Annotated in this window: 14 protein-coding genes, 1 pseudogene and 1 other annotated feature; of the genes and pseudogenes, 10 read left to right on the top strand and 5 right to left on the bottom strand. The window is 68.1% G+C overall.

Annotated features, from left to right (window positions below):
• Positions 1-726 (bottom strand): carbamoyl phosphate synthase small subunit (locus ACIGNX_RS34575; protein ID WP_396545765.1); only part of this gene is annotated, 726 nt, incomplete at its 3' end.
• A 662-nt stretch (positions 727-1,388) separates the two neighbouring features.
• Here ACIGNX_RS34575 and ACIGNX_RS34570 point away from each other — a divergent pair.
• Complete coding sequence (locus ACIGNX_RS34570) at positions 1,389-2,540, top strand: cystathionine gamma-synthase (protein WP_396545763.1); 1,152 nt, start codon at positions 1,389-1,391, stop codon at positions 2,538-2,540.
• A gap of 40 nt (positions 2,541-2,580) precedes the next feature.
• Here ACIGNX_RS34570 and ACIGNX_RS34565 read toward each other — a convergent pair whose 3' ends face one another.
• The 3 genes from ACIGNX_RS34565 to ACIGNX_RS34555 all read right to left on the bottom strand — a co-directional run bounded on the left by ACIGNX_RS34565 (position 2,581) and on the right by ACIGNX_RS34555 (position 4,872).
• Positions 2,581-3,321, bottom strand: a complete 741-nt coding sequence (locus ACIGNX_RS34565) for a hypothetical protein (RefSeq protein WP_396545761.1) — start codon at positions 3,319-3,321, stop codon at positions 2,581-2,583.
• A gap of 137 nt (positions 3,322-3,458) precedes the next feature.
• Positions 3,459-3,983 carry a hypothetical protein gene (locus tag ACIGNX_RS34560; RefSeq protein WP_396545759.1) on the bottom strand — a complete coding sequence of 175 codons (525 nt, stop codon included), beginning with the start codon at positions 3,981-3,983 and terminating at the stop codon, positions 3,459-3,461.
• A 481-nt stretch (positions 3,984-4,464) separates the two neighbouring features.
• On the bottom strand, positions 4,465-4,872 hold the full coding sequence (locus ACIGNX_RS34555; RefSeq protein ID WP_396545757.1) for a RidA family protein: 408 nt from the start codon (positions 4,870-4,872) through the stop codon (positions 4,465-4,467).
• 117 nt (positions 4,873-4,989) lie between these two features.
• On the opposite strand from ACIGNX_RS34555, the gene ACIGNX_RS34550 reads away from it, so the two are divergent.
• The 6 genes and pseudogenes from ACIGNX_RS34550 to ACIGNX_RS34525 all read left to right on the top strand — a co-directional run bounded on the left by ACIGNX_RS34550 (position 4,990) and on the right by ACIGNX_RS34525 (position 12,944).
• Positions 4,990-5,370 carry a winged helix-turn-helix transcriptional regulator gene (locus ACIGNX_RS34550; RefSeq protein WP_396545755.1) on the top strand — a complete coding sequence of 127 codons (381 nt, stop codon included), beginning with the start codon at positions 4,990-4,992 and terminating at the stop codon, positions 5,368-5,370.
• Between the two features lie 213 nt (positions 5,371-5,583).
• Positions 5,584-6,389: pseudogene (locus ACIGNX_RS34545) on the top strand (IS5 family transposase).
• A 190-nt stretch (positions 6,390-6,579) separates the two neighbouring features.
• A complete protein-coding gene (locus tag ACIGNX_RS34540) occupies positions 6,580-7,131 on the top strand; it encodes a hypothetical protein (RefSeq protein ID WP_396545753.1) in 552 nt (183 codons plus the stop codon).
• A 223-nt stretch (positions 7,132-7,354) separates the two neighbouring features.
• A complete protein-coding gene (locus tag ACIGNX_RS34535) occupies positions 7,355-8,392 on the top strand; it encodes a hypothetical protein (RefSeq protein ID WP_396545752.1) in 1,038 nt (345 codons plus the stop codon).
• The gene (locus tag ACIGNX_RS34530; RefSeq protein ID WP_396545750.1) at positions 8,389-9,663 is read left to right on the top strand and encodes a hypothetical protein; all 1,275 of its coding nucleotides are present in this window, start codon (positions 8,389-8,391) and stop codon (positions 9,661-9,663) included. Before ACIGNX_RS34535 ends, ACIGNX_RS34530 begins: the two co-directional genes overlap by 4 nt.
• Positions 9,660-12,944: a hypothetical protein gene (locus ACIGNX_RS34525; RefSeq protein ID WP_396545748.1), complete on the top strand. Its 3,285-nt coding sequence runs from the start codon at positions 9,660-9,662 to the stop codon at positions 12,942-12,944. The genes ACIGNX_RS34530 and ACIGNX_RS34525 overlap by 4 nt, the downstream gene beginning before the upstream one ends.
• A gap of 41 nt (positions 12,945-12,985) precedes the next feature.
• Here the strand turns inward: ACIGNX_RS34525 and ACIGNX_RS34520 are convergent, their stop codons facing one another.
• Positions 12,986-13,978 carry a transposase gene (locus tag ACIGNX_RS34520; protein WP_396545746.1) on the bottom strand — a complete coding sequence of 331 codons (993 nt, stop codon included), beginning with the start codon at positions 13,976-13,978 and terminating at the stop codon, positions 12,986-12,988.
• A 186-nt stretch (positions 13,979-14,164) separates the two neighbouring features.
• On the opposite strand from ACIGNX_RS34520, the gene ACIGNX_RS34515 reads away from it, so the two are divergent.
• From ACIGNX_RS34515 to ACIGNX_RS34505, 3 genes are all read left to right on the top strand, one after another.
• Complete coding sequence (locus ACIGNX_RS34515; protein ID WP_396545744.1) at positions 14,165-14,485, top strand: transposase; 321 nt, start codon at positions 14,165-14,167, stop codon at positions 14,483-14,485.
• Positions 14,440-14,571 (top strand) — a sequence feature (AL1L pseudoknot). Its footprint overlaps the gene before it by 46 nt.
• Positions 14,482-14,886: an IS3 family transposase gene (locus tag ACIGNX_RS34510; protein ID WP_396545742.1), complete on the top strand. Its 405-nt coding sequence runs from the start codon at positions 14,482-14,484 to the stop codon at positions 14,884-14,886. (Overlaps the previous feature by 90 nt.) The genes ACIGNX_RS34515 and ACIGNX_RS34510 overlap by 4 nt, the downstream gene beginning before the upstream one ends.
• The gene (locus ACIGNX_RS34505) at positions 14,887-15,342 is read left to right on the top strand and encodes a DDE-type integrase/transposase/recombinase (RefSeq protein ID WP_396545740.1); all 456 of its coding nucleotides are present in this window, start codon (positions 14,887-14,889) and stop codon (positions 15,340-15,342) included.
• Positions 15,343-15,444: the final 102 nt, after the last annotated feature.

The following is a 15,444-nucleotide window of genomic DNA, read 5'->3' as shown; positions in this document are numbered from 1 at the left end:
CGTCAGCTCCACCGCGTGCGCCTGCGTCGCCGGGTCACCCGGCCCGTTGGACAGGAACACCCCGTCGGGCTTGACCGCCAGCAGGTCCTCCACGCCGGAGGTCAGCGGCAGCACGTGCACCTCGATGCCCCGCGCCGCCATCATCCGGGGCGTGTTCGACTTGATCCCCAAATCCAACGCCGCCACGGTGAAACGCCGCTCACCCACGGCCTCCACCACATAGGGCTCGCGCGTCGTCACGTCACCGGCCAGGTCAGCGCCCTTCATCACCGGAGCGCTGCGCACCCGCTTCAACATCTCCTCAACCCCGCCCAACTCCTCACCGGAGAACACACCGGCCCGCATCGCGCCCTGCTCCCGCAGGTGACGGGTCAGCATCCGGGTGTCGACACCCGCGATGCCGACCACGCCCTGGCGCGTCAACTCCTCGTCGAGCGAGCGCCGCGAGCGCCAGTTCGACGGCATCCGGGCGGGGTCGCGGACCACGTAGCCGGCGACCCAGGCACGTCCCGATTCGTCGTCCTCGTCGTTCCAGCCGGTGTTCCCGATCTGCGGCGCGGTCTGCACCACGATCTGCCGGTGGTACGACGGATCGGTCAGCGTCTCCTGATAACCGGTCATGCCGGTGGAGAACACCACTTCACCCAAACCGGCGCCAACGGCGCCGTAGGACTCACCGCGGAAAACACGGCCATCTTCGAGAACCAGTGCCGCGTCGATCTGCACACTGCCTCCAGGCACGCTGAGCCGACGCGCCGTACGGCCGGCGCGTTTGCGAAAGATTCGGTCGAATGTCGAAGGATCAGCGCACGTCGTGCGACGCGGCGCGCTCGTCGTCGGGTGTCGACGGTGATCGGCGCGACTCCGCGCACGCAGGTCGTCCGGTGCGGACCAGACCGGCGTGATCTCGTTTTCCCATCCCCAGGCAGAACACCGTGCATCCCCCAGACGCCCCGGTTCCTCGGCCGGGACGCGGCAACGCTAGCATTCTCCATTCCTCGGTGAAAGATTCGCACTCGGCCCAGCGGCGGATCTTGTGGCAGCGATAAGCGATCACCGCGCAATTCACACCGATGGTTTCTAGACAAGGCCCCGGCGTGGCCTGTTCGCACCAACGCGCCGGCGCGTTCGGCGGTGCGGCTTCTCCGCAATGATGCGGTCACGCCTCGGCAAATGGGGCAGTGCGATCGGCGCGAACGGACAACACGCCTGGGCGCACGGCACCCCGGAAACTCCGGGTTGCCCGTCGTCACGCCCCTGAAACCTGCCGGTGGGACACTCTTCGGTCGCCCCTTCGGTCCGATCACCCGTTCACCGGATCCGGTGATACGAACCGCCCGCGTCCCACCTGGTGGTTACCGGGGTCCAGCGCCCGATAAGCTCCGATCATGACGGAAATGGGGAACTTCGGGTTCGCGACCAGGGCGATCCACGCCGGGCAGGACCCGGACCCGACCACGGGCTCGGTCATCGTCCCGATCCACGCCACCTCCACGTACGCGCAGGACGGCGTCGGCGGGCTGCGCGGCGGGTTCGAGTACTCCCGCACCGGCAACCCGACGCGCGCCGCGCTCGAGGAGTGCCTGGCGTCGCTGGAGGGCGGGCGGCACGGGCGGGCGTTCGCGTCGGGCATGGCCGCCACCGACACCGCGCTGCGCACGCTGCTGCGCCCCGGCGACCACGTGGTCATCCCGAACGACGCCTACGGCGGCACGTTCCGCCTGCTCGACAAGGTGATGAAGCACTGGGGCATCGAGTACACGCCCGTCGCGCTGTCCGACACCGACGCCGTGCGCGCGGCGGTCCGGCCGAACACCAAGGTGATCTGGGTCGAGACGCCCACCAACCCGGTGCTGCACATCGCCGACATCGCGCTGCTGGCCGAGCTGGCGCACGACGTGGGCGCGCTGCTGCTGGTGGACAACACGTTCGCCTCGCCGTACATCCAGAGCCCGCTGGAGCTGGGCGCGGACGTGGTGCTGCACTCCACCACCAAGTACATCGGCGGCCACTCCGACGTGATCGGCGGCGCGCTCGTCACCTCGAACGACGAGCTGGACGCCGGGTTCGGCTTCCTCCAGAACGGCGCGGGCGCGGTGCCCGGCCCGTTCGACGCCTGGCTCACGCTGCGCGGCATCAAGACCCTCGAAGTGCGCATGGAGAAGCACTCCGACAACACGGAGAAGGTGACCGAGGCGCTGCTCAAGCACCCCAGGGTCACCAAGGTCTTCTACCCGGGCCTGCCCGAGCACCCCGGCCACGAGGTGGCGGCCAAGCAGATGCGCAGGTTCGGCGGCATGGTGTCGTTCACCGTCGAGGGCGGCGAGGAGGCGGCGCTGCGCGTGTGCTCGCGCACGAAGCTGTTCACCCTGGCCGAGTCCCTGGGCGGCGTCGAGTCCCTCATCGAGCACCCCGGCCGCATGACCCACCTCAGCACCGCCGGTTCCCCGCTCCAGGTGCCCGCCGACCTGGTCCGCCTCTCGGTGGGCATCGAGTCGGCCGACGACCTGATCGCCGACCTGCTGTCGGCGCTGGACTGACCGCCCGAGGGGGCGGCGGCGCGTGCCGCCGCCCCTCCGGTCAACCCCGAACCGAGGCCCGACCTCCGCCCGGGCCCGATCCACCGAACGGCACCACCTCGACCGCCGGGGGCGTGCGCAGCCAGGCCGTCGACTCGCTGTCCCACCCGCAGAGCCTGGCCACGCCCCCGGCCGCGGGGACGTCGACGTCGTGCGCCAGCACCAGCCCGAGGGCGCTCAGGCGGACCGCGTCGTAGTCCTGCGCCACCGCCGACCACCGGACGCCGGTGCCGCCGTCGGAGCGGCGCCGGGGGTAGGTCGACACCAGCCGCTCGTAGTCCTCCGGCGAGTCGATCGTGCACACCGACACCGCGTCGGCGTCGAAGTGCAGCGAGTACACCTCCCGATCGAGGTGCCCGAACTCCGCCCGTTCGAGGAACTGCCACGCGCTCGAACCGTCGTCGAGGTAGGACGACGTCCACAGCGCCCCGGCCGGCTTGTCGACCACGGCGGCCGGGGAGGGCAGCGAGTCCTCGACCCGGATCGGCGGGATCACCCCCGTGGACGAGTACCAGGCCTGCGGCGATCGGAGGGACGGCCGCTCCGCGAACCACCCGACCCCCAGGCGTCGCACGAGCGCCGCGGCCGTCTCCTCGAATTCGGGCGCGGACTTCGCGGAGAAGTCACCGGTCGAGTAGCGGCGGCGCACCGAGAACACGATGTCCCGGTACAGGTCGGCATCGGACACGTCTTCGACGTCCTCGACCCGCTCCTGCGCCAGTCGGCAGAGCTCGATCAGCACGGGAGCCAACACCGCCGACCCACCCCGGCGAAAACCCACCCGACCGCCCCCGCTCATCGCCCACCCCCACGACCGCTCACGAACCGATGTTAGTGATCGGCGGTGAACGCGGTCTCGTCCGGTCCGACCGGCCTCACCTAGCAAGTGACCGCCGTGGCCGGCGTTTCATGCGAGCGCTCGAAACGATCGCCGGTGTTGTTCACCATCAGGAATTCGGCGTGCGCGTAGTACGTGCCCGAGACGCACGTCGTCGCAGCCGCGGAGTTGAGGTAGGAAACGGTGCCGGAATCGTTCCTCGCCTCGTTGAAGGCCACCTGGATCCAGCAACCGCACGGGCCCATCCGGTACAGCCAGGTCTCGATCCCCATGTAGACCTTGTAGTAGTTGCAATTGATCACCGCGTTGCTCGTGACGTTACCGGCCACGTGCCCGGACGGGTGCGGCCAGTCCAGGTTGAAGTTGCAGTCCGCGACCTTCTCCAGTGCCGAGAAGTCGCCCGTGCCCACCACGTCGCCGGCCGGACCGGGACCGCTCTCCACCGATCCTGCCGCGACCGGTACCACCTGGGCCGTCGCGGAAGGGGCGGCCGCCAGGGAAGCCGCCACCAGCACCACGACCAGTCCGGTCAGCAACCTGGCGGAGCGCGCGATCGCTCGTCTCACGTTCTCTCCTTCGAATTCATGCCGAACCGCTCGCGCTCACCGCGCGAGGGGATTTTCGGCGAAATGGCACCAGTTCCCGCGACCACGGGCGAGGAGCTCGACCCGGATCAGCGAGGTGGTCCGACGGGTTCGACGCGAGTCACCCGGTCAGCGGCGATGAGGACCGGGGTCGGCGAGGCCGATGGCTCGACCGCGAGATCACGACCTGTCGCCGACAACTCGGCTCAACGGTCTTGGGCGCACACCGGCCCGGCACATCGAACGCATGATGATCACGCCCCCCGTCGCCGAGGGTTGCCGCCACCCCCCGGTGACCGCCAGCAACCCTCGCATTTCAGAACGTAACCGAGCCGAAGCACCCGGACTGCCCGCTGAACGGAGCAACTGCTGTCGACCGCCGTTCCCTCACCCCCGGAGCCCACGCCGGCCTCGCGTGCCCTGGCGCGGTGGCTTCCCGGTCGACGCGGCGACGGGTGGCGGTTCAGTCGAGGACGGCGGTGGCTTCGACTTCGACCAGGTGGTCGGGGAGGTCCAGCGCCGCGACGCCCAGCAGCGTGGCCGGTGGGACCGGGGTCAGGCCCAGCAGTGCGCCCGCGCGGGAGATGCCCTCCAGCAACGCCGGCATCTTGTCCGGCGTCCAGTCGACCACGTAGCAGGTCAGCTTCGCCACGTCGTCGAAGGAACCGCCGACCCCGGCCAGGGCGGTGGCGACGTTCAGGTAGCACTGGGCGACCTGCGCGGCCAGGTCGCCCTCGCCCACCGTGTTCCCCTCGGCGTCCCAGGCGACCTGGCCGGCGATGAAGACGAACCTCGACCCGGTGGCGATCGACACCTGCCGGTAGACGTCGACCTCCGGCAGTCCGCCGGGGTTGACCAGGGTGATGGCCATGCTGCCTGTCCTCCTCGTCCGGGCGTGCGCGCCCGTGGTCTCTTGCGGTTACTCGGGAACCGTAGGAGAGTGAGCGCTGACGTGGAAGAACGCACTTTTCGGTGACCGGGGGACCTGATGGTGACCAAGCAGTTCAACGGCTCGCCCGAGGACGCGGACCTCCGGCGCGCCGACTCCTTGGCGCGGGAGATCTTTTCCGACGTCGCCAACAAGTGGGCCCTGCTGATCATCGAGGCGCTCGGCAAGCGCACGCTGCGCTTCGGCGAGCTGCGGAACGAGGTCGAGGGCATCAGCCACAAGATGCTGACCCAGAACCTGCGCATGCTCCAGCGCAACGGCCTGGTCGACCGCGAGGTGCACCCGACCATCCCGCCGCGGGTCGAGTACACGCTCACCGAGGCCGGTCAGGGCCTGCGCGCGACCGTCGACGCGATGTGCGACTGGACCCACCGGTTCCTCGGCCACATCGAAGCCGCCCGCCGCCGGTCCGACGCCTGACGTCCGGGGGTCGCCGGCGGCACACCGTCCGATGTGGAGCGACCGGCAACCTAGTAGACCGTCGCGGCTAACTGTTGGGGTATAGGTGGCAGTTTGACGCGTGCGTCGTCGGTGAGCTTCCCCCGATAACCCGAGGTGGTTGTTACCTGAATTAAGACCACGTCTCACGTGGAGGGAAGCGTTGTGCCATGATCCTCGTCCGTGGTTCATCGGTTGTCGTTGCGGTTGGTGCCTGATGAGTTGTGGGCGCTGGCAGAGCCGTTGATCCCGAAGTTCAAGGCCTGGCCGCAGGGTGGTGGAACGGCACCGGTGGACGACCGGGCGGTGTTCACCGCGATCGTCTATGTGCTGACCAGCGGGTGCGGGTGGCGGGAGCTGCCGTCGTCGTTCGGCGTCACGGTGCCCACGGCGCATCGCCGGTTCACCGAGTGGACCAGGGCCGCCTTGTGGCGGCGGTTGCACCAGGCCGTGCTGGACGAACTCGGCTCTCGGGGTGAGGTCGACTGGTCGCGGGCAATCCTGGACGCAGCCCCGGTTCGGGCGAAAAAAGGGCGACATGACCGGTCCGAACCCGGTCGACCGCGGCAAGCCCGGATCGAAGATCCATGTCGTGTCCGATCGCGCCGGACTGCCGTTGGCCGTCGGGGTCTCGGCGGCGAACCTGCACGACAGCCAGGCACTCAAGCCCATGCTCATGGCCATCCCGCGCATCCGGTCCCGCCGGGGGCCGCGCCGCATCCGTCCTGCAAAGCTGCACGCCGACAAGGCCTACGACATCGACGACCTCCGCCGATGGTTACGCCGCCGCGGCATCGTCCCACGCATCGCCCGCAAGGGCATCGAGTCCTCCGAACGGCTCGGCCCGCCACCGCTGGGTCGTCGAACGCACCGTCGCCTAGCTGTTCGGCTACCGCCACCTGACGGTCCGCTACGAACGCCACGCCGACAACTACTGCGGCCTCCTCACCCTCGCCGCAGCCCTGACCTGCTTCAAACGACTCACAAAGCTGGCCACGTGAGACACCGTCTTATACGAACAAGATTATGGCAGTCCAACCACCTCGTGAAATGCGGCCTCAGCACATCTCATGATAACTCACCCTTACTGGCCTGGATGCGGTAACACTTGCGTTCCAGGTGGAGATATGCATCCAAAACCAGTGTGGGTGGAGGTGCGCGACGGTGTTACGGCTACGTACGGGTACGGCGGTGCTGCTGTTGTTGTCGGCGTTGGTGGCGGGTTGTGACGGAGCACCGGCCCCTGCCGGATCGTCTCCTGTGTCGGGCGCGACCTGGGACAGTGCCGATCTCGTGCTGAGTTCGCAGGGGCTTGGCGCGGTGCGGATTGGGATGAACGCCTATGATGCCGTACGCGCTGCCGGGATTCCGATTACCGTGCCCGACACGCCTTCCGCGTGTCAACTGTACCGGCCGAGTGCTGGCGACATCCGGTTTCCCGCATGGCGAGTGAGTGACGCTGGTGTCGTGGAGTTGGTGCTAAGCGGCGGACCGCTCTACGGCGGCGGCGACTTTGGCCGGGTCCGCACGGCGGACGGGTTGCGGGTCGGCGACCCGCTGGCGCGCGTCCGGGAGGTCTACGGGGACCGGGTAGTCGAGCAGGTGGACATGTTCGGCACCAAGCGGATCACCGCCAGTTCCGGAGACGGGACGGCGTTGCGGTTCGACGCGCGAGCCGACGTAATCGAAAGCATGACCGGGGGTACCACGGCCGCTATCGGGTTCGTGGAGTTGTGCGGATGACGGCGCGGCGAAGCCGGTTGAGATTTCTGCCCACATGGTGGTACTCTTTCCCGCTCACCACCCCGTGGTGGGAGCCGCGTTCCCGGACGGACGCGGGTCGATTCCCGACGCAGCGGCCCTTCCTTTCACTGGACGAAGGTTCCACGGGTGGGAGGCGCGTCTGCGTCGTCGGCACCGCGGACCAGGGCCTCGCTGGCGATCCGCGCCGAAGGAGACGCGCCGGATGAGAATGCCCACCGACCCCCTTCTGTGCGGGGACGTTTTGGATGAGGGGACGGTCGTCGGGTTCGCCTACATCCCGGCAGGCCGCCCCAAACCGTCGTGTGACCGCCTGTTGCTCAGCGGTGACGGGTCACCTGTCGAACCACCGGCCAGGGTCGTCCCTGAAACCGCTCAGGCTGCGCAGCATCTGGCAGTACAGCCCGTGGACCGGCTCTCGCAGGATCTGGTGATCGCTGCTGCCGACCTGGACGCTGCCCTCCCGCAGTCGGTGCACGAGACGTTGGCCCGTCCCGGTACGCCCTGGGGTGCGGTTGCAGCTGCGTTGATCAACGTGGTGCGGGAGCAGCGGCACGGGCTGTGGCTTTCCGGCGGGTTCACGCGCGACGTGCTCGGCGGCGCGGCAGATCGGGTCAACGACCTCGATCTGGCGGGCACCGCGCCGCCCGGCAGGTTCACCTCTCTGACCAGACACGTCCGCAAGCGGACCGGGACGGAGTTCCGACCCAAGGTCTCGAAGGACACCCTCGTGTGTTCGGCGGTGGAATCACACGACGGCGAACGCCTCTACGAGTATCGGACCCTGAAACTGCCCGGTTACAGCTTCCCTGCCTCCGGCAGCGACCTCGACACCGACGCCTACTGTCGCGACTTCACTGTCAACAGCCTGTACTACGACCCGGTGGCGGATACGGTGATCGACCCGACCGGACGCGGTCGGGACGACCTGTCCGCACAGCCCCGCCGCCTGGTCTCCCTCATCCGCAGCGAAGACGCAGTCGACTGGGCGCACATCGTCCTGCGCGCGGTCAAGTTCGTGCTGCGCTGGGGGGATACCGACCTCGACAAGGTGCGTGACCGGCTCGCCGCTCTGCCCGACAACCCGTGGGTCAACCTATCTGAGCAAGCGTGGGAACGGCTCCGACGGGGGCACGCGAAGACGTTCACGGACGTGGCGGTATCGGAGCTGGACCGGATATCCGAGTCGCTGGGAATCGCCGCCACCACGTTGTTCCGGCAGATCGAGGGGGTTCGGCCGTGACCGCGCACAAGCCGCTGAGCGACTGGGTGGCACGCTTGGACCCCCGTCGGCCGAACGGCCTCGACCTGACCAACGATGGCGACGAACGAGGCGACGCCCGGACGTTCCCCCTGTTCGCCGACGGGTGGAGGCGGCAGGCCGCCGTTCTGTCTGACGGCACCACCGCGCTGGCCCTGTACCGTCCGGATGACGACACGACCTATGTGGAATTGGACGACTACGGCACCCCGTTGGACATCGACCTCCCGGGTGCTGACCTGATTGAGCACATCGAGCGGTCGTGGCCCGGCGCTGATCCGGATCTGACGGCGTTTTCCGCGCTGTCACGAGAACTTCGGTATCTGGTGCTGCTGCGCCTGAACCAAGAGGGGCAGCCGTCTGCTCGCTTGTTCCACGCGCTGGACTGGGCGCCCGTCGTCGAGTTGGCCCGCGCCGTGGGTATCTTGCTCGATGGCAGTCCGTCACCCGTCCTCTCTGCCGGAGCACAGGACTTGGAGCACTGGGTCACCCCGGCGGGGAGCGGGATCACTGGACCGCTGGAGCAGCTGTACGAGGGGTTGACGGCGGCAGATGAGCCTGCCCTGGTCGTCGTCGGCGCCAGCGGGTTCTGCGCAGGTATCGTGCGCGCGGATCCGGCGAGGTTCCCTGAGGCGGTAGCCTCCGCGTTCGCCAAGGTCGCCGAGGCGCTGGGCCGGGCCGATCCCTTCCTGCGCCACGCGGCCCAACTCGCTGGCGATCGGCTGACCGGCCGACCAGTGACGCGGTTGTCCGCGGACCTCAACTCGGAGCTGCCCAAGGCCGCCTCGCGCGAGGGCAACCGCTCGGTCGTCGCAACGCTGCGGGACGACGGACCGCTGAGGCTTCAGGTGGAAGTGACGGCGGGCGGACAGCTTCGGCTGACCGTCACGATCGCCGTGGTGTCCGGGCCAGACCGGGATCTCCTTGTCAGCGCGTATGGCGAGATTTTCAGCCCTGTGACGCTGCGAACACGTGACGAGGAGCTGCGCTACTGGGTTGTGTTGAAGGCACGGCGCCAATGGCTGGCCGGTACTCTCGACGTGCCCAGCCCACGCGGGCGGTTCACGGTGGACGCCGACGCTCCGCCGATCGGGTTGCTCGGGCTCACCCGGATCACCTCGGACGAATTGCTGAGGTCGTTGCGAAGTGCCAACAACAGCGGCAAGCGGCTATGGCGCGACGCGGCGCGGCGGTCCCCGCTCGGGCACCCGTTGCGCACGGCGGTCGACCTGCTGGACCGGGGGGCATCGTGACGTTCCGGGATGATCTGCGTGCCCTGCTTGTCGAAGAGCTGGCGAGCCCGGAGGCCGAGACGGGCCTGCACACCGCGCTGATCACGACCTCGCTGCTGCTGGACTTCGTGGCGACGCTGGTCGACGAGCGCGACACCGGCGCGCTGCGCGCACTCTGCCACGACCACACACCGCTGCACGAACTCACCGCCGAACTGGAAAAAGTAGTGGGCGCGCTGCCGATGCCAGAACAGCAACCGTACGTCGGGTGCGATCCGGAGAGCGGCGCCGTGCGGTGCGCTGCGGCGCTGGGCTTGGCGCTGGTGGACGATGAGAACCAGGTAGACGCACACCTCGAGACCGCACTGATCTGGCTGCGGTACACCAACGCGTCCGCTGGTTCGATCGACCTCGGTGAGTGGAAGCCGCCGGAGGGCGACTACCAGGAACGATTACAAGCCATCGGTAAGACGCTGGGCCAGGACGGGTTTGCGCCAGCCTGCCTGGCGTGGCTGCTGGAACTTGCGGGTGCCAGGCGGCGTGGGGCTGAAGCCGCGATCGATGTGCTGTTGGATCGCGGCGACACCGGTCTCAAGGCGAAGTTGTGGTGCGCCGCGCTGCCTGGTGTGCCGGGCGGCTTGGTGCCCGACCCACGTTCGATGGCGTTCTTTACCGCCGACGACCGATTCCGGTCTGGCCTGGAGTCGGCGTGGCGCAACGCTGGCGGGGACAGCGCAGTCGCCTGGTCGCTAATCCATCTCGACGGCCCAGCCGACCACGTGGACGACATCAGCCTCACCGCCGCATTCACTGTGCTGCTGGATGAGGTGCGGCGGCTGGGCAGAAAGGTGCGCGGGCCGTTCACAGTCAGAAGGATCACAGCCGGCACGGCGGTGGTCGGTGGCGTAAGCGAGTCGGGCAAGCTCATCTCGGTCACGGGGTACGACGTCAAGATCCCCGCCGCGGCGGACCTGACTCGCGTAGTCGTTCCGCCAGAGGACTTGGCTGTGGCGCGCAAGCATGCTCTGAATCTCCATACACAGGTCGACGCGGCAGGGACCTGGCAGGACGCAGCCCGCACCAGCCGCAGGCGCAGCGTGAAGGCGATGCTGCGGATAGCTTTGGTGGTGCTGGCTCTGCTGCTGGTCAGCAGCAGTGTCGGCGGCGGTGTCTGGTGGGATCAACAACGGAGACAGGCGGTGCGGGACGCCTCTGCGCGCGCTGCAGAAAGAGCGTTGGACGTCGCGAACGGAAGCGATCCGGCGTTGTCGCTACTGCTCGCGATGGCGAGCGACGACTTGGCCCGCGAGGTCCATGCGCCCGCCGAGAAATTGGACCAGTTCGCACGAGGATTGACCTCGCTGCGGCGGGTACTGCGCCCGGAGCAGGGGCGGTTCGACAAGGTCGAGTTGTCTCGCAATGGTTCCTGGGCGCTGCTTGCCAGTAGCACGGGTGCGGTCGACCTGATATCCACGAAAGCTGGTGACGTCCTGTGGCGGCGGTCCGGCGGCGGCGTCGAGGCCCCGGCCAAGGGTGTCTATGCCAGGGCGCTCGCGCTGTCCCCTAAAGGGCAGCGGGCGGCGGTCGCCACCACTGACAGGAGGATCACCCTATTGCTCAACAAGGAGCGCGAGTGGTCGGAGGCCGCGCAGATCGATCTTCCGCTGCCCAGTTCCACGGGCCCTCTCAACAACGAGCGTAATGCGGTTAGTGCGATGTCGTTCACCCCCGACGGCAAGGCGCTCGTGGCGTATGTCGGCACGACAGGGTTGTTCCGCTATGACCCGGCGAACCCCGCGAACCCACCAGCGCTGTGTCCTGCACCGCCTGGTGCGACCGCACTTGCAACCACAAAGGACAGTGCGCTGCTCGTCAGCGATCACCAGGTGACTCGTGTGGCCTACGCCGACTGCTCACAGACCGTGATGATCACGGCTTCGAGTGGCGTCATACTGCGCGACACCGTCGATGACTCGGAGTTGGTGGTCGCGGCGACCCGGGGCCGCGAGCTGTTGCTGCTGCGCCCGGACCAGCCTGAGGTGCGATTGTCCGATCGTGGCCCGTTCTGGGCCGTCTCCATCACCCCAGCTGACGATCAGCCGCACATCACCGCCGCCAGCGAGCGGGGAACGTACGGGTATGAGGTCAACGAGGGGTTGCAGGAATTCGGGTACCAGGGCAGCGGGCCGTCGGCGAGTGCAATGGGCGTGGTGCTCCGGTTCAAGGAGGGGGTCGCCGAACTGCACGACAACCGGCACACCCCGGCCACCATTGCGTGGTCGCCCTTCGTGGGTGGTGGCCAGGAGATCGAGTGGGCGGGGCCAGACCTGGTGGTGCGCGGCAACGCGCAAGTCGGAGTGGTGTCAAATGCCGCGAGCAAAGGCCCAGAGGAATTCGCCTCCCCGTCGAGCTACCGGCTACTGGACCTGCCCGAGAACACCACGACCCGAGAGTTGGCGACAACCAGGAACGGCTCCTGGGCGGCGGTCCTCTACGCCGCGAAACAGGACAGCCAAAACTGGAAACTGCTCGTATGGAATGTGACTGACGGCAAACGCGCGCAGGTCGTCCTGCCGGATACGCAGATGCCCTTCCGCATCGCGTTCGTTGGCGGCGATCTATACGTCGGCTACATCAGCGGCGACCTGAAACGCTTTCGGCTACATGATGGCAACTGGCTCTTTGCCGACGAACGACGGCTGTCGGACCGGGTGATGGCGTTAGGCGGCCGAGATGAGGCCGCTGAGGTGTACGCGGTCGTTGGCAAGGACAAGGCGGCCCCACCCACTGTTGTCGCACTGGCCAAGTCCGACCTGTCTCCGACCGCCGAGACGACGTTGGAGGGCGGCACCGCATTAGTCCATGTCGCAGTGCTCAGTGACGGCCAAGTCGTCATCGGGCACGGCGCAGGCTCCATTACGTTTCTGACGCCGCAACTGGAACTGCGAGGAACGCACTCCGATGGCCGACTCCAGTTTGTAAATGACGTGACCGAGGTCCCTGGCCTCCGTCAAGTGCTGGTGTCTGGCAGGGTCTACAGCATGACGCTTGATCAGGTAACACGGTCGCCGCTGGCGGACTCTTGGAGCCACGGGGCACCGTTTCTGTCGGCGGCAGCGTCCCGCGACGACCGGGTGCTGGCAACATTGAGCGACCAGACGCGGGACGTGACCATGTGGACTCTCGAACAATCGGACTTGCGGGACCGCGTGTGCCGGGCGGTCGGGCGTGACCTGACTGAGGAGGAGTGGACGAAATATGTAGGCACGGACCAACCGTACCGGTCGGTCTGTCCGCGTTGACAGCTTCGATTGTGCTTGCTACAAACGCTGTCTGGACGCTCCTATGACGCGTCAAGTGCTTGAGGTGGGCTTTCGAGCTGTCGGTAGGGCTGTCGGGCGATGTAGCGCTTGAGGCAGCGTTTGATCTCACGGTCGGTGCGGCCTTTGGCGCGGCGGCGGTCGGCATAGGCGCGGGTGCGTGGGTCGTAGTGCAGTCGGCAGAGGGCCACGGTGTGTAGGGCACAATTGAGTTGACGGTCGCCGGAGCGGTTGAGCCAGCGGCGCACCGTGCGTCCCGAGGACGCGGGGATGGGCGCGACGCCGGCGAGCATGGCGAAGGCGGCCTCGCTGGCGGCAGCGTCCGGGATGCGACCAGGCGGCCAGTACCGTGGCGGCCACGATCGGGCCGATGCCGGGCAGCGCGAGCAGGTCCGGACGCCAGGTGGTGACGATCGCACGGAACGCGCGCTCGTGCCCGACGACCTCGTCGCGCAGTGTCCGGACCCGTCGGGGGTGGCGTGGAGCACGGTCAGCGCGGTGAACACGTGCACGTCCCCGGCATGGGCGCCGGGGCGCAGTCGTGCGGCGGTGGCGAGCATGGCGGTGGTGTCCTTCCCCTGGCACCGGGCCCGCACCGCCTCGGGGGCGCGCATGACCAAGGCGTGGATCTGGTGCACGCCAGCGGTGGCGGCCTCGACCGCGGCGCGGCGTGCGATCAGCAGGATACTGAGGGCGGCATGTTCGGGGCCGGTGCGGAGCTGGGCCAGGCGGGTGCGAGCCAGGGTGGCGCGGACCACGTCGAGCGGGTCGGACTTCGCGCCAGCCAGCCAGGCGGGCGAGGCGGGCAGGCCGGTCCAGCTCGACGACCAGCTCACTGCGCTCGGCCAAGTGCCGCCGGGCCAGACCAGCGCCGTAGCCGCCGGTGTCCTCGACCGCCCAGCAGCGAAACCCGGAGTGCCGCTCGGCCAACTCCACCAACTCGGTGTAGCCGTGGGTGTGTCGGTGTGGGTGTCCACGCCGATGACGACGTCGACCAGTTCTGCGAGCATGGACATGGCGTTCTCCTGCCCACGGACGGACGTGGGTCCGGTCCGGATCGGATTCGAGCAGGACTGACGGGACACATCGGGGCGCAATCCGGCGGTCAGGCTCCTGATCAGGCCAACCACTCCGGCCGGGCCCCCACCGACTGAACCGTCCCGGCTTTGATGGGGACTCCATTGCTTGTGGAGGATGGAGTCATGGCAGGAACGCCACGGCACTCGGTCGAGGTGCGTCAGCGGGCGGTGCGGCTGGTCCAGGACCATCGGGACGAGTACCCGTCGTGGTGGGCGACGGTGTGCTCGATCGCGCCGAAGTTCGGCGTGACCCCGGAGACGCTGCGCAAGTGGATCAGGCAGGCCGAGGTCGACCACGGTGCCCGTCCGGGGATCACGACGGAGGAGTCCGCGGAGCTCAAGCGCCTCAAGCGTGAGGTGGCGGAACTGAAGCGCGCCAACCAGATTCTTCGGTCGGCGGCGACTTTCTTCGCGGCGGAGCTCGACCGCCCCACGCAACGGTGATCGACTACATCGACCGTCACGAACAGGAGTTCGGGGTCGAGCCGATCTGTCGTGTCCTGCGTCGGGCAGGCGTAGCGATCGCCCTGTCCACCTACTACTACGCCGCCAAGGCCCGCCCCGCCTCGGCACGGACCGTCCGCGACGGGGAACTCCGCGACGAGATCCTGACTGTGTGGCGTGACGCCTACCGGGTCTGCGGAGCACGCAAGATCTGGACCACGTTGTGCCACAAGGGGATCACGGTCACCCGGTGCACGGTCGAGCGATTGACACGCGAACCGGGCATCACCGGCGTGGTGCGCGGCCGCCCCCGCCGCACCACGATCCCGGCCAAGGACGGGCGCCGCGCCGGCGACCTGGTCGACCGGGACTTCACCGCCGAACGGCCGGACGCGTTGTGAGTGGCCGACTTCACCTACGTGCCGACCTGGTCGGGCACCGTCTACGTCGCGTTCGTGATCGACGTGTTCTCCCGCCGGATCGTGGGCTGGAAGGCCGACACCTCCATGCGCACCGCGCTCGTGCAGCAGACCCCCACGACGCCATCGATAGCCGTGCTGCGCTCCCCGCCGACGACCACGATGTCGACGGCGGGAAGCGCGCACTCGCGGCCACCGGTTCCGCATCCTCCGGATCATCACACCGAGCCGACGTTCCTGCTGCTGGACGTGCACCGGAGGGATCGGCATGGCGATTCTCGTGCGCCGCGAACCCCGCTCACGTCTCGCCGTCGATGGCACCCTGATCGGCAGATCCGACGGCCGACGCGTTGTCGTTCACTGTTGTACCTGGCCAGCGGCTACTCCCACGCCTCGCGTGTCCTCTATGCCATCGTGTGGGCAAGCGGCCCCTGCTGACTCAGTACTAGGCAGTGTCCTGTAAGCCGGTGATCAGGGCGTCTGGTAGTTCTTGGGCATGGTGGGGCGTGGCGAGCTGACCGATCGTGCCTGGGCGGCGAT

Source organism: Actinosynnema sp. NPDC053489 (genome assembly GCF_044544865.1).
In the GTDB taxonomy this organism is placed as follows: Bacteria; Actinomycetota; Actinomycetes; order Mycobacteriales; family Pseudonocardiaceae; genus Actinosynnema.
Note: the sequence above shows the minus strand (reverse complement) of the source record. Positions and strands in the feature narration are given on the sequence as shown.

Coding starts and splice junctions, on each gene's coding strand:
- ACIGNX_RS34520 (WP_396545746.1), bottom strand. CDS start 13,978: ATGTCCATGCTCGCAGAACTGGTCGACGTCGTCATCGGCGTGGACACC.
- ACIGNX_RS34535 (WP_396545752.1), top strand. CDS start 7,355: ATGAGAATGCCCACCGACCCCCTTCTGTGCGGGGACGTTTTGGATGAG.
- ACIGNX_RS34515 (WP_396545744.1), top strand. CDS start 14,165: ATGGCAGGAACGCCACGGCACTCGGTCGAGGTGCGTCAGCGGGCGGTG.
- ACIGNX_RS34570 (WP_396545763.1), top strand. CDS start 1,389: ATGACGGAAATGGGGAACTTCGGGTTCGCGACCAGGGCGATCCACGCC.
- ACIGNX_RS34550 (WP_396545755.1), top strand. CDS start 4,990: ATGGTGACCAAGCAGTTCAACGGCTCGCCCGAGGACGCGGACCTCCGG.
- ACIGNX_RS34555 (WP_396545757.1), bottom strand. CDS start 4,872: ATGGCCATCACCCTGGTCAACCCCGGCGGACTGCCGGAGGTCGACGTC.